Annotated in this window: 10 protein-coding genes; 5 read left to right on the top strand and 5 right to left on the bottom strand. The window is 66.5% G+C overall.

All coding sequences use genetic code 11. From position 1 onward, the window contains the following. The coding region (gene glmS / locus AB4Y99_RS23255) for a glutamine--fructose-6-phosphate transaminase (isomerizing) (RefSeq protein ID WP_441524990.1) at window positions 1–1,214 on the top strand (1,214 nt) is incomplete at its 5' end. 17 nt (window positions 1,215–1,231) lie between these two features. Here the strand turns inward: glmS and AB4Y99_RS23250 are convergent. After that, the gene (locus AB4Y99_RS23250) at window positions 1,232–1,618 is read right to left on the bottom strand and encodes a YbaN family protein (protein ID WP_441524989.1); all 387 of its coding nucleotides are present in this window, start codon (window positions 1,616–1,618) and stop codon (window positions 1,232–1,234) included. A 189-nt stretch (window positions 1,619–1,807) separates the two neighbouring features. Between AB4Y99_RS23250 and AB4Y99_RS23245 the strand changes: the two genes are divergently transcribed. Continuing rightward, window positions 1,808–2,518, top strand: coding sequence for a DUF502 domain-containing protein (locus AB4Y99_RS23245; RefSeq protein ID WP_441524988.1), 711 nt, complete (start codon window positions 1,808–1,810; stop codon window positions 2,516–2,518). Here AB4Y99_RS23245 and AB4Y99_RS23240 read toward each other — a convergent pair whose 3' ends face one another. Then, window positions 2,519–3,352: an AraC family transcriptional regulator gene (locus AB4Y99_RS23240; RefSeq protein WP_441524987.1), complete on the bottom strand. Its 834-nt coding sequence runs from the start codon at window positions 3,350–3,352 to the stop codon at window positions 2,519–2,521. A 70-nt stretch (window positions 3,353–3,422) separates the two neighbouring features. Beyond that, window positions 3,423–5,522, bottom strand: coding sequence for an ATP-dependent DNA helicase RecG (recG, locus tag AB4Y99_RS23235; protein ID WP_441524986.1), 2,100 nt, complete (start codon window positions 5,520–5,522; stop codon window positions 3,423–3,425). 172 nt (window positions 5,523–5,694) lie between these two features. Here recG and AB4Y99_RS23230 point away from each other — a divergent pair, with 172 nt between their 5' ends. The 3 genes from AB4Y99_RS23230 (at window position 5,695) to AB4Y99_RS23220 (ending at window position 10,056) form a co-directional block, all read left to right on the top strand. Continuing rightward, window positions 5,695–5,970, top strand: a complete 276-nt coding sequence (locus AB4Y99_RS23230; RefSeq protein ID WP_441524985.1) for a succinate dehydrogenase assembly factor 2 — start codon at window positions 5,695–5,697, stop codon at window positions 5,968–5,970. Continuing rightward, window positions 5,892–9,455, top strand: coding sequence for a transcription-repair coupling factor (gene mfd, locus AB4Y99_RS23225; RefSeq protein ID WP_441524991.1), 3,564 nt, complete (start codon window positions 5,892–5,894; stop codon window positions 9,453–9,455). Before AB4Y99_RS23230 ends, mfd begins: the two co-directional genes overlap by 79 nt. A gap of 79 nt (window positions 9,456–9,534) precedes the next feature. Then, window positions 9,535–10,056, top strand: a complete 522-nt coding sequence (locus tag AB4Y99_RS23220) for a hypothetical protein (protein ID WP_133564262.1) — start codon at window positions 9,535–9,537, stop codon at window positions 10,054–10,056. A 37-nt stretch (window positions 10,057–10,093) separates the two neighbouring features. On the opposite strand, the gene AB4Y99_RS23215 is transcribed toward AB4Y99_RS23220, so the two are convergent. Together AB4Y99_RS23215 and AB4Y99_RS23210 are read right to left on the bottom strand one after the other, a co-directional pair. Next, window positions 10,094–11,848 (bottom strand): thiamine pyrophosphate-binding protein, encoded by a 1,755-nt coding sequence (locus AB4Y99_RS23215; protein WP_441524984.1) that lies wholly within the window; start codon window positions 11,846–11,848, stop codon window positions 10,094–10,096. A gap of 107 nt (window positions 11,849–11,955) precedes the next feature. Then, a partial coding sequence (locus AB4Y99_RS23210; RefSeq protein ID WP_441524983.1) for an NAD(P)/FAD-dependent oxidoreductase occupies window positions 11,956–13,136 on the bottom strand: 1,181 nt, incomplete at its 5' end.

Below are 13,136 nucleotides of genomic sequence, written 5' to 3'. Positions count from 1 at the left end.
ATCTGGAAGAGGGCGACTGGGTCGTGCTCCACCGTCGTGGCGCGACCTTCTACGACAAGAGCAACACGCAGGTGGAACGCCGCGCCCAGCGCGTCGCCGCCGGCGCCTTCCTGGTCGAGAAGGGCAATCACCGCCATTTCATGGCCAAGGAGATCTACGAGCAGCCGGAGGTCGTCGGCCACACGCTGACGCAGTATCTCGACATGGTTGCCGGCAAGGTGCGTCTGCCCTTCGGCGACAAGATCGACTGGAAGGGCCTCTCGCGACTGACGATCAGCGCCTGCGGCACCTCCTATTATGCTGGCCTCATTGCGAAATACTGGTTCGAGAAGCTGGCACGCCTGCCGGTCGAGATCGATGTCGCCTCGGAATTCCGTTATCGCGAGGCGCCGCTGCCGGAGCAGGGCCTGGCGCTGTTCATCTCGCAGTCCGGCGAAACCGCAGATACGCTCGCCGGGCTGCGCTACGCCCGCCAGAACGGGCAGGCCATTCTCTCGGTCGTCAACGTTCCGACCTCGACCATCGCGCGCGAAAGCGACGCGGTCGCGCAAACGCTCGCCGGCCCCGAGATCGGCGTCGCCTCGACCAAGGCCTTCGTCTGCCAGCTTGCGGTTTTCGCCTCGCTCGCGCTCGCTGCAGCGCGGGCCCGCGGCACGCTCTCGGCCGAAGAGGAAGCTGTCCATGTGCAGCACCTGATCGCGCTGCCCGGCCTGATCGCCAAGGCGCTGGAACTGGAGCCCGAGATCGAAAAACTCGCCCGCGAGCTCTCCAAGGCTAAGGACGTGCTCTATCTCGGCCGCGGCACCAGCTTCCCTCTGGCACTCGAAGGCGCGCTAAAGCTGAAGGAAATCAGCTACATCCACGCCGAAGGTTATGCGGCGGGCGAGCTCAAGCACGGGCCGATCGCGCTGATCGACGAGGATATGCCGGTCATCGTCGTCGCGCCTCACGATGCGCTCTTCGAGAAGACAGCCTCCAACATGCAGGAGGTCGCGGCGCGCGGCGGGCGTATCATCCTGATCACCGATGCCAAGGGCGCTGCCGAATGCGGCATCGAGCCCGAGGCGACGATCGTGATGCCGGATATGGACCCCACCTTCGCGCCGATCGTCTACGCCCTGCCGATCCAGATGATCGCCTATCAGACAGCGGTTTYCATGGGCAAGGACGTCGACCAGCCGCGCAACCTGGCGAAATCCGTCACGGTGGAGTGAGCGTGCGGCCGGGGCGCTCAGCGCTCCGGCCGGCTCGCCACATAGGCGCCGGAGGCGATCAGACAAAGCGCCGTCGTCGCCAGCGCGATCGGCGGCGCCGAGGTCAGCGTCAGCAGCAGGAAGCTCGCCGCCATCGAGCCGCAGGCGAGGAGTTTAGCCCGCCGCGCGATGGCTCCCGTCTCGCGCCAGCGCAGCACATGCGGCCCGAGCTTCGGATGCCCAGTGAGCCAGGCCTCGAAGCGCGGCGATGAGCGCGAGAAGCACCAGGCTGCCAGGATCAGGAAGACGGTTCCGGGCATGACCGGCAAGACCAGCCCGATCACGCCGAGCACCGTGAAGAGCCAGCCCGCGGCGATCAGCACGGGCCGCGTCAGGCGGCGTGGCGGCTGATTGTCGTTCGGCACGGGCTCGATCCTTGCTTGCGGCCGGAAGGGCGGGTACTGGCGGATGCCGCGGTCTCGCCTATCATGCCATATCGCGGCGCCGACCGGTGCCGGCAAGGCGACCGGAGAGCGCATCGTTGCCACAGCATTTTCAAGCGAAGTGGATGCCGGTTCGCGTGACGAGAACGCGAGAGGACCAAGAACGCGACYATGACCGCCGGCCCGCCTGATCCACGCCTCGTCCTGCCGACCGAATTGACGCGCCCGACGCTGGGCACGCGCCTGCGCCGCTATTTCCTGACGGGGCTGGTCATCGCGGCGCCGCTCGCCATCACGGCTTCGGTGACCTGGTGGTTCATCAACTTCATCGACGGGCTGGTGAAGCCGCTCATTCCGAACTCCTACCTGCCCGATACCTATCTGCCCTATCCGATTCCCGGATTCGGCCTCGTCATCGCGCTGGTCGGGCTGACGCTGCTCGGCTTCCTGACCGCCAATCTCGTCGGTCGCTCGCTGATCAGCGCCGGGGAATCGATCCTCGGCCGCATGCCGGTGGTTCGCGGCCTCTACAAGGGAGTCAAGCAGGTCTTCGAGACCATCTTCTCCCAGTCGGGCACCTCGTTCCGCACGGTCGGCATGGTGCAGTTCCCGCAACCGGGCATGTGGTCGATCGTCTTCATCGCGCAGGAGGCCGCGCCGGAGATCGCCGACCGCCTGCCGGATGGCGATCAGCAGATCGGCGTCTTCCTGCCTTGCACGCCGAACCCGACGACGGGCTTCTTCTTCTATCTGCCGCGCCGCGAGATCGTGGAACTGTCGATCTCGATCGAGGACGGCGCCAAGCTCATCATGTCGGCCGGGCTGATCCAGCCGGGGGAGGCGGCGCCGAAGCTCGCGCCGAAGCCGGGCTCGATCGTCTGATCAGGGCTGAAGCGCCAGCCAGATTTCGAGTACGCCATTGCCGGTTGCCGGATCGAAACGCTGGTCCATGCGCTCGAGCGTCGGGCCGTCGGCGGGCTTGCGGCCGGATTTCGGCAGCCAGTCGCGCCAGATCGCCTCATAGGTCTGCTTGATCGCGGTGACATGGCCACGGTGCTCGAAGATCGCATAGATCTGGGCCGGGACGCGGGTGCGGGCGAATTCTGCCGGCAGATTGTCGAAATCCGAAACCGCGACGCCGGCGATATAGTCGAAATTGCCGTTGTCGTCGCAGTTCAGGCTGACGCCATAGGTCGTGTAGCCTAGCTGGCCCGGCACATGGCCGATATGCAGAGCGAAGCGCTGCCAGAGCGCAGGAATGCCTTCGACCTTGCCGACGGAGAACGAGCCGCCGAGCCCGGCGATCAGCATGGGCTTGCCTTGTTCGATCCGGGGTTCGGGCAACGTGATGGATGTTTCTGCCTGCATGGGAAGGGGCTCCGAAAGGCGAAGGATGGAGAGATCGCGCCTCGCGCGCAGGGCCTCCGGCGTCATGCCGAACTGCTCGCGGAAGGCGCGGGTGAAGGCTTCATGCGAGCCATAGCCCCAGCTCAGCGCGACCGAGAGGATGTCGGGCGCGCCGTCAGCCAGTTGCCGCGCCGCTTCCGTCAATCGCCGCTCGCGCACATAGCGCATGACGGAGCGCCCGGTGGACGCCCCGAAGGCACGGCAGAGATGGAAGCGCGAGACGCCGCTGACCTCCGCGATCTCGTCGAGCGAAAGCTCGGAGGCGAAGCGGCTCTCGATGCACCAGATGGCTGTCTTGACCGGGTCCATGGTCCCTCCACGAAGCGGCCGAACACTGACGCGAGCGCAACCGGCCCGCTTGATCGGGATTGCTCCGGGCTCAGCCGGCCCTGAGCAAACGGATCGCGACGTCGCGCTCGAACAGATAGAGCAGCACCCGGATCGCCTGGCCGCGCGGCGTCTCCAGATGCGGGTCGCGTTCGATCAGGAGGCGTGCATCATCGCGCGCCGCCGCGAGCAGGTCACCATCCGTTTCCGGCCGGGCGATGCGCCAGTCGGGCGAGCCGGATTGCTTCGTGCCGAGCACCTCGCCTTCGCCGCGCAGGCGCAGATCCTCTTCCGCAATACGGAAGCCGTCCTCGGTCTCGCGCATGATCGTCAATCGAGCCTCGGCGATCGGCCCGAGCGGCCCCTTGTAGAGCAGCAGGCAGGTCGAGGCGGCGGAGCCACGCCCGATCCGCCCGCGGAGCTGATGAAGCTGGGCGAGACCGAAGCGCTCGGCATGCTCGATCACCATCACGCTGGCATTGGGCACGTCGACGCCGACCTCGATCACCGTGGTCGAAACGAGGATGCGGGTCTGCCCGGCGACGAAGGCAGCCATGGCGGCGTCCTTCTCGCGGCCGGGCATCTGGCCGTGCAGCAAACCGACCTTGTCGCCGAAGATTTCGCGCAGCGCCTCGTAGCGCTCCTGCGCGGCGGCAACGTCGAGCGTGTCGGATTCCTGCACCAGCGGGCAGACCCAGTAGACCTGCTGGCCGTTCTCGACGGCGCGGCCGATCGCGCCGACGACCTCGTCGTAACGCTCCGAGGAGATGGCGCGGGTGACGATCGGCTTTCGGCCCGCCGGCTTCTCCGACAGGATCGAAATGTCCATGTCGCCGAACCAGGTCAGGGAGAGCGTTCGCGGGATCGGCGTCGCGGTCATCACCAGCACATCGACCGCCTCGCCCTTGGAGCCGAGCAGTAGGCGCTGATGCACGCCGAAGCGGTGCTGCTCGTCGACGACAGCCAAGGCGAGATCATGGAAGGCGACGCCCTCCTGGAACAAGGCATGGGTGCCGACGGCGATGTCGATGCTGCCATCCGCCAGCCCTTCGAGCACCTGCCGGCGGCCGGCGCCCTTCTCGCGTCCGGTCAGCAAGGCGAGCTTCAGCCCGGCTTGCTCCGCCAGCGGCGCCAGCCTCTCGGCATGCTGGCGGGCGAGGATCTCGGTCGGTGCCATCAGCACCGATTGCCGGCCGGCTTCGGCGGCGGCAGCCATCGCCATCAATGCCACCACGGTCTTGCCGGAGCCGACATCGCCTTGCAGCAACCGCAGCATCCGCTCCGGCTTGGCCATATCGGAATGAATGTCAGCGATCGCCTTGCGCTGGCCCTCGGTCAATTCGAAGGGCAGGGCGGACTGGATGCGGAAGCGCAGGCCGCCATCCCCGGTGGTGGCGCGTCCGGCGATCTTCTTCTGCTGSCGGCGCACCAAAGCRAGCGCGATCTGGCTCGCCAGCAATTCGTCATAGCCAATGCGCCGACGCGCGACGGTATCGCCCTCGGCGGCCTTGCGGTCGGCAGGGTGATGCAGGGCTTCGATCGCTGCATGGAAGGAGAGAAAATCGCTTTTGGCCAGGAAGCCGGCATCCTGCCATTCCGGCATCTCGGGGCAGCGCTCGGCGGCCGCCTGGGCGATGCGCATCATGACGCGCGCGCCGATGCCCTCGGTCAGCGGATAGACCGGCTCGAAGGCAGGGAGCGTCGCGGCGAGCTTAGGATCGAGGATGCGCTCGGGATGCACCATCTGGCGCATGCCTTCCCAGAGTTCGAGCTTGCCCGAGATGATGCGGTAGGCGCCAACCGGAAGAGTCTGGGCGAGATGGCGTGAATCGGCGTGGAAGAAGACGAGCGTGACGTCGCCGGTCTCATCCTCGACGATGATGCGATAGGGCGCCTTCTTACCGGCCGGGGCAGGGCGGTGCTCGCTGACGCGGGCCGCAAAGGTCGCGATATCGCCGATCGGGGCTTCGGCAATCGAAGGGCTCGGYCGGCGGTCGACCGCCCCGGTCGGCAGGTGGAACATCAGGTCGACGACGCGCGCGGACCTCGTCTCGTCACCGAGGAAACGGTCCAGAACCTTGCCGAGCTTCGGCCCGACGCCGGAGAGCGTCGTGGCGGAAGCGAAGAGAGGATCGAGGATCGAAGGGCGCAAGACGTCTCAGCGATATGTCAGGAGCGCGAAGATCGCGGCCGCTTGGCCGCTGACTTCGCCGGGTTGGGTCGTTATATAACGCGCTAAGGCAGGCTCTGCGACGGGGCCGGCCCGTTCGTCATTGCGCCATCCCCCAGGTTTTCGGACCTGATCTTTTCTTGCCGAGGTTCCCATGTCCGGCTCGACCCGTTCCAGCGCCGATCTCGACCCGCGCCGCCGCAAGATCCTGTTCCGCGCCTGGCATCGCGGCATGCGCGAGACGGACCTGATCATGGGCCGCTTCGCCGACGAGGCGATCGCCGGCTTCAGCGAGGCCGAGCTCGACGAGTTCGAGCGGCTGATCGAGGTGCTGGATCGCGACCTGCTCGGCTGGATCACCGGCGAGATCGCCGTGCCGGAAAACTACGACTCGCCAAGCCGCAGCTCGACCGCCTGCTCGATGCGCTGAACCGCGGCGACAAGCCGACGCTCGCCGGCGTGCCCGATGGATTCGACGCCGTCGTCCTCGCCGATCTCACCCGCGCCCGGGCGAAGAAGGCCGAGGGGGCAGCGATGCTCGTCTTCGTCGCCCGCGACGGCCAACGCCAGCAGGTGCTTGAGAATGCACTGCAATTCGTCGCGCCCGATCTCGAGGTGATGAGCTTCCCGGCCTGGGACTGCCAGCCCTATGACCGTGTTTCCCCGGCGCCGGCCATCGTCGCGCACCGGATGACGACGCTGTCGCGCCTGGCCAAGACCAAGTCGGGTGACCGGCCGCGCCTGCTGCTGACAACGGTCAACGCCGCGCTCCAGCGCGTACCGGCTTTCGGCAAGGTCGCGTCCGAGAGCTTCTCGGCGGCGCCGGGCAACATGGTCGATATCGAGGAGCTGGCGCGCTGGCTCGACATCAACGGCTATCTGCGCACTTCGACCGTCCGCGAGACCGGCGAATTCGCCGTGCGCGGCGGCATCGTCGACCTGTTCCCGCCGGGCATGCCGGCGCCGATCCGSCTCGAYTTCTTCGGCGATACGCTGGAATCGATCCGCACCTTCGATCCGGAGACGCAGCGCACCACCGGGCAATTGCGCGGACTCGACCTCGTGCCGATGTCCGAAGCGCAGATGACGAGCGAGAGCATCCGTCGCTTTCGCCAGTCCTATATTTCCACATTCGGCACGCCCGGCCGCGACGATACCCTCTATGAGGCCGTCAGCGAAGGCCGCCGCCCGGCTGGTCTGGAGCACTGGCTGCCGCTGCTGGCGGAAAAGCTCGACACGCTCTTCACCTATCTGCCGGACGTGCCTGTTGTGCTCGACCATCAGGCCGAGGACGCGGTCGGCGAGCGCATCAGCCTGATCAAGGACTATTACGACGCCCGCAAGGCTGCGCTCGACCAGGGCGGGGCGGGCGGCATCCCCTACAAGCCGCTGCTCCCCGACGCGCTCTATCTTTCGCCAGCCGAATGGCGCGGCGTCGTCGATGCCGCGGGCGTCGCGACGCTCACGCCGTTTCAGCTGCCCGACAGCGAAGGCAAGCTCATCCTCGATCTCGGCGGCAAGCAGGGCCGCAGCTTCGCTGCCGAGCGAGCCGGCGAGTCCGGGAGCGTCTTCGAGGCGGCCGTCGCTCATGTGAAGGCCCTGGAGGCCGATGGCAAGCGCGTCATCCTCGCCGCCTGGTCGGAAGGCTCGCGCGAACGCCTCGCGCATGTGCTCGAAGACCACGGCCTGAAGAGCGTCCAGATGACCGGCTCGCTGCGCGCGGCCTTCGATCTCAAGCCCGGCACGGTCGCGCTCGCGGTCTGGGGTTTCGAGAGCGGTTTCGAGGCCGGGCGCCTTGCCGTCATCGGTGAGCAGGACATTCTCGGCGACCGCCTCGTGCGTCCGCGCCGCAAGACCAAGCGACCGCAGGATTTCATCGCGGAGCTGTCGTCGCTCGTGCCGGGCGATCTCGTCGTCCATGTCGATCACGGCATCGGCCGCTTCATCGGCCTGCAGTCGATCACGGCCGCCGGCGCTCCCCATGATTGCCTGGAGATCCATTACGCCGGCGATTCCAAGCTGTTTTTGCCGGTCGAAAACATCGAGCTTCTGTCCCGCTACGGCTCCGAGGACACGGAGGTCCAGCTCGACCGGCTCGGCGGCGGCGGTTGGCAGGCGCGCAAGGCCAAGCTCAAGCAGCGCATCCGCGAGATGGCGGGCAAGCTCATCCAGATCGCGGCGGCGCGCGCGCTCAAGGACGCGCCGCGCCTCGTGCCACCGGATGGGCTCTACGACGAATTCGTCGCCCGCTTCCCCTTTGAGGAGACGGAAGACCAGCAGAACACCATCGATGCAGTGCTCGACGATCTCGCGGCCGGGCGCCCGATGGACCGGCTCGTCTGCGGCGATGTCGGCTTCGGCAAGACCGAGGTCGCACTGCGGGCCGCTTTCGCGACCGCGCTCAACGGCAAGCAGGTCGCGGTCGTGGTGCCGACAACGCTGCTGGCGCGTCAGCATTACCGCAACTTCGCGGATCGTTTTGCCGGCTTACCTGTCAATGTCGGGCAGGCCTCGCGCTTCGTCGGTTCGGCCGATCTCAAGGCGGTGAAGCAGGGCGCCCGCGACGGCACGATGGACATCGTCGTCGGCACCCATGCGCTGCTCGGCAAGGGCGTCGACTTCAAGGATCTCGGCCTCGTCATCGTCGACGAGGAGCAGCATTTCGGCGTCGCCCATAAGGAGAAGCTGAAGGAAATGCGCGCCGAGGTGCACATGCTGACGCTGACCGCGACGCCTATCCCGCGCACGCTCCAGCTCGCCATGACCGGGGTGCGCGAGCTCTCGATCATCGCGACGCCGCCGGTCGATCGCCTGGCGGTGCGCACCTTCGTCACCCCCTTCGATCCGCTGATCGTGCGCGAGGCGCTGCTGCGCGAGCGCTACCGGGGCGGGCGCAGCTTCTATGTCGTGCCGCGCATCGAGGACATCGCCGAGGTCAGGGATTTCCTCGACAAGCAGGTGCCGGAATGCAAGGTCGGCATCGCCCATGGCCAGATGGCGGCCGGCACGCTGGAAGACGTGATGACGGCCTTCTATGACGGCCAGTACGACATCCTGCTTTCGACCACGATCGTCGAGTCGGGCCTCGACATTCCGACCGCGAACACGCTGATCGTCCACCGCGCCGACATGTTCGGCCTCGCCCAGCTCTATCAGCTCCGCGGCCGCGTCGGCCGCTCGAAGACGCGTGCCTATGCGCTCTTCACCGTGCCGGCCAACCGCAAGCTGACCGAGCAGGCCGACAAGCGGCTTAAAGTTCTGCAATCGCTCGATACGCTCGGCGCCGGCTTCCAGCTCGCCAGCCACGACCTCGACATCCGAGGCGCCGGCAATCTCCTCGGCGACGAGCAGTCCGGCCATATCAAGGAAGTCGGCTACGAGCTCTACCAGCAGATGCTGGAGGAGGCTGTGGCGGCGCTCAAGGCCGGCATCGAGTTCGAGACCGAGACGCAATGGTCGCCGGCGATCCAGGTCGGCGCGCCCGTCATGATCCCCGAGCATTATGTCGCCGACCTGACGCTCAGGCTGACGCTCTACAAGCGCCTCTCGACCATGGACGACGATGCCGAATTGCAATCCTTCGGCGCCGAATTGGTCGATCGCTTCGGCCCGCTGCCGGAGGAGGTCAACCAGTTGCTGGAGATCGTCGCGATCAAGGCGCTCTGCAAGCGCGCCAATGTCGAGAAGGTCGAGGCCGGGCCGAAGGGCATCATCGTCGCCTTCCGCAACAACGAATTCGCCAATCCGGAAGGCCTCGTCTCCTATGTCGCCAAGATCGGCACGCTGGCGAAGGTGCGCCCCGACATGCGCGTCGTCTTCATCGACGATTTCGAGACTGTCGAGCAGCGGCTGAAGGCGACGCGCCGCCTGCTCACCGATCTCGCCCGCATCGCCGAACGCAAGAAGGCAGCCTGAGATCGAGGCCGGACCGCAGACTGTTCCGGCAGCCTGCGGTTGACCCAGAGCGGTGCATCGGTCGATAGTGCCGCCAGTCATGTTCCGTGAGCATCGGCCCGAAAAGTCGGAAAACGCCGATGCAAAACAAAAACCACAGCAAGATGGGGCGATCATGCTGTCGATTTCGAACCGGACTGCCCTGTGCCTGACAGGGATCGCGCTATCGGGCTGCATGCAGTCCATGCCGACGGCGGAAAGCTTGACCAAGCCGACGGTCGAAGCCTTTGCGCGGCTGAGTTCCTGGACGCCGTGGAAGCCGACGCCTGAGCAGGCGCCGCCTCTGGTGATCGCCGACACGCCTCCCGCCCGGCAGGAGGTTGTAGCCGTGCCGCTCTCCGAGCCCGCCATCCAGCTGAAGGAACTGCGCCGGCCGGTCGAACGGCACCGGCCTCAGCAGACCGCAAGGCTGTCGACGGCCCGGACTGTGCCGGTTTCGGCGGGGCCGGTCCGCGCGACAGTTCCGCAGGAGAGCGCGCCGCTGCTCCCTGCCAAGGTGTCCTGCCAGACGACGAACCAGCCGGGCGAGCGCGTCAGGATGGAATGCAAGGCCGTCGAGTGAGGCGGCCGCGCCGCCGCCTCGATGCGTGCCTGCCTGTTCAGAAGTAGCGCACGTCCTCGGCCTCGACGCTGAGCGGGTCTTTGCCGCGCTTCGTCAGCCATGAGTAAACCGGCGGCACCCGGTCCGCGATCGATTCGACGTGGATGTCGATCAGGCACGGCCCGTCGGTGTAGGCGAAGGCTTTGGCCAGCGCCGCGTCGAGTTCCTCTGAGTTCGTCGCGGTCCAGGCTTTCACATCGAAGGCTTCGGCGATGGCCTGTCCGCGCGGAGGCGTAAAGTCGACGCCGAAGCACTGGTTATGGCCTTTCAGGCGATGCAGGCCCTTGATCCATCCGAAAGTGCCGTTGTTGAACAGCAAGAGAATGGCTGGAACCTGCAACCGGACCAGCGTCTCCAATTCGCCGACCGACATCCCGAATGATCCATCGCCGAACATGCCGATCGGCCGGCGTTCCTTGTCCGCGAACCAGGCGCCAACAGTCGCGGGAAGCGCCGAACCGAGGCCGCCGAAGGCGCGCGGGATGGCGAAGCGCGTTCTGCGATCCTTGAGCTTAAGGAAACGCGTCATATGAGGCGTCGGCGTGCCCGCATCCGAATAGATGTGAGCCGGTTTGCCGTAGAGCTCCAGAGCCTCGTTGAAGCAGCGCACGGCCCGTTCCGGCCGCAGAGGCGTCGCCTCCGAGCTCAACAGGGCTTCGGCATTCGCCCAGAAATTCGCGCGCAGCTCGTTGAGCTGATCCACCCAACCCTGCGTCCGGCCGGCATCGTTCTCGGCGGGAGCCATCTCGATCAGGCGTCGCAGGACGAGGCTGGCGTCGCCCTGGACCGACACCACGTTCTGATAATTGTTCGCCATGACCTCCGGATCGATATCGATCTGGGCGACGCGCTTGTTCAGCGTGATCTTCGGGAAGGTCCAGCCGATGGTGACGACCGAACCCATCCGCGAGCCCACGAAGAGCACGAAGTCGGCATGTTCCAGCGCCCAATTGGCATGCGGATGGAAGCCGTTGTCGCCGATGACGCCGACCGCGAGGCGATGGTCGTCGGGCATGGTACCCTGTCCGGTCATCGTCGTGCAGACGGGGATGTTCAGGCGCTCGGCCAGCTCGGTGACGTCCGGGCCGGCGCAGGAGCGGTTGACGCCGCCCCCCGAGACGATCAGCGGGCGCTGGCTGCCGGTCAGCAGCGATATCAGCGTGTCGAGCTTTTCCGGGGCAGGGAGCGTCGGATAGGCCGGAAACTCCATGCATTCCGTCTCGACATGCATGGAGATGCGGGCCGGATCGACCTCCGCCATCAGCATATCCTCCGGAATCTGCAGGTGAACGGCGCCGGGCTTGCCGGAGGTCGCGACGCGAAAGGCGCGGCGGATGATCTCCGGCAGCTTTTCCGCCGACTTGACCTGAACGGACATCTTGGTGATCGGCTCGAAAAGACGTGCGCAATCGAGCTCGGTCAGGACGCCGCGGCCCTCGCCCGGCAGGGGAATGTCGATCGTCAGGAGAATGACGGGAACCGAGGAGGCGTTGGATTCCGCGACCGGCGGCAGCGAATACATGGCACCGGCGCCCGACGGGCACTCGAAAACGCCCGGCTTCCTGGTGAAGCGGCCATAGGCGTCGGCCATGTAGCCCGCCGAACGCTCGTCGCGCGCCATGACATGGCGAATGCGGCCCTCGTTCTGTTGCAGCGCTTCATAAAGCGGCACGTTCGTGTCGCCCGGCACGCCGAAGATCACCTCGACGCCATAGCCGATCAGCATCTCGACCAGGATATCCGCGCCACGCATGTCCGAGTTCTCCTTTAATGTCCTGCAATGTCTTGGTTATCGATGGGGCTGTTGAGCTTGGAAGCGGGCGGCTTGGCCCGAGCTGACGCAGCCAACCATGCCGGCCCTCATGGCTCGATCCGCCCAAACTTGAAGCGCCGCGGCGAGTACGGGCCGATGTCGAAAGCGCCTGGCAGCCCCGCCAGATGCTCGGCCACGATGCGGCCCGTCACCGGGCCTGAGGCGAAGCCGACATGACCATGCCCGAAGGCGTAGAAGACGTTCGGGGACCGCGTGGATCTTCCGATGACCGGGAGGCCGTCCGGCGTCGACGGGCGATGCCCCATCCATTTGTCGACGCTCAGTTCCTGCATCCGGGCCAGCGCAGGGTAGGTCCGGCGGGCATGGCCGATCAGGATATCGACGCGGCTCCAGTTCGGGGGCGTATCGATCGAGGCCAGCTCGACCTGGCCGGACAGGCGCAGGCCCGCCAGCGTCGGCGTGTTCGCCATCTTGCCGTCGCTCGGCATGACCGGGTGGCGCGGTCCTCCCGCATTCAGGGGAATGACGCCGTGATAGCCCCGTTCGCTTTCAAGCGGGATCTCGTCGCCGGCACCGCTGGCCAGTCTCTTCGACCATGCCCCGGCAGCCACGACGGCCTGGTCGCATGCGATCAGGCCGATATCGGTTCGGACGCCGACGAGCCGTTCGCCGGCGAACACGAATCCGCCCGCCTTGGCCCGGATCACCTTTGCCCCCCGGGCGGATGCCATCTCGACGATCTTCGAGACGTAGCGGCCTGGATCGACGCAATGCGCGCCGTCCTCGGCGAGAATCCCGAACCCGTAATGCCGATCCAGGTCCGGCTCCCTTTCGGCCAGAGCCGTGGCGTCGAGTTCCCGCCACCGAAGCCCGGTCATCCGCCGCAAATGCCAGGACAGCGCCTCCGCCTCGAAGGCACGCCTGTCCGGATAGGCGTAGAGCAGCCCTTCGCAGCGGATCAGCTCCGGCGTGCCGAGTTCATCGCTCAAGGCTTGGTGGCGCTGCGGGCTGTCATGGAGCAGTTGGCTCAGCGCCCGGGCGGTTGCCTCGACGCGCGCGACGGAGGAGCCCGCCCAGAGGAAACGAAGCAGCCACGGCAGCAGCCGCGGGACATGCCGCCAGCGAATGACGAGGGGGCTGTCGGGATTCAGCAGATAGCCGGGGATCTTTTTCCAGAGGCCGGGCATCGACATCGGGACGACGGATGCCGGGCTGATCCAGCAGCCATGGCCATAGCTCGCGGACTGCCTGCCCGCCGGCTCACCGA

Source organism: Allobosea sp. TAB14 (assembly GCF_052113865.1).
In the GTDB taxonomy this organism is placed as follows: Bacteria; Pseudomonadota; Alphaproteobacteria; order Rhizobiales; family Beijerinckiaceae; genus Allobosea; species Allobosea spartocytisi.
This window is presented reverse-complemented; position numbering and strand designations above follow the sequence as displayed.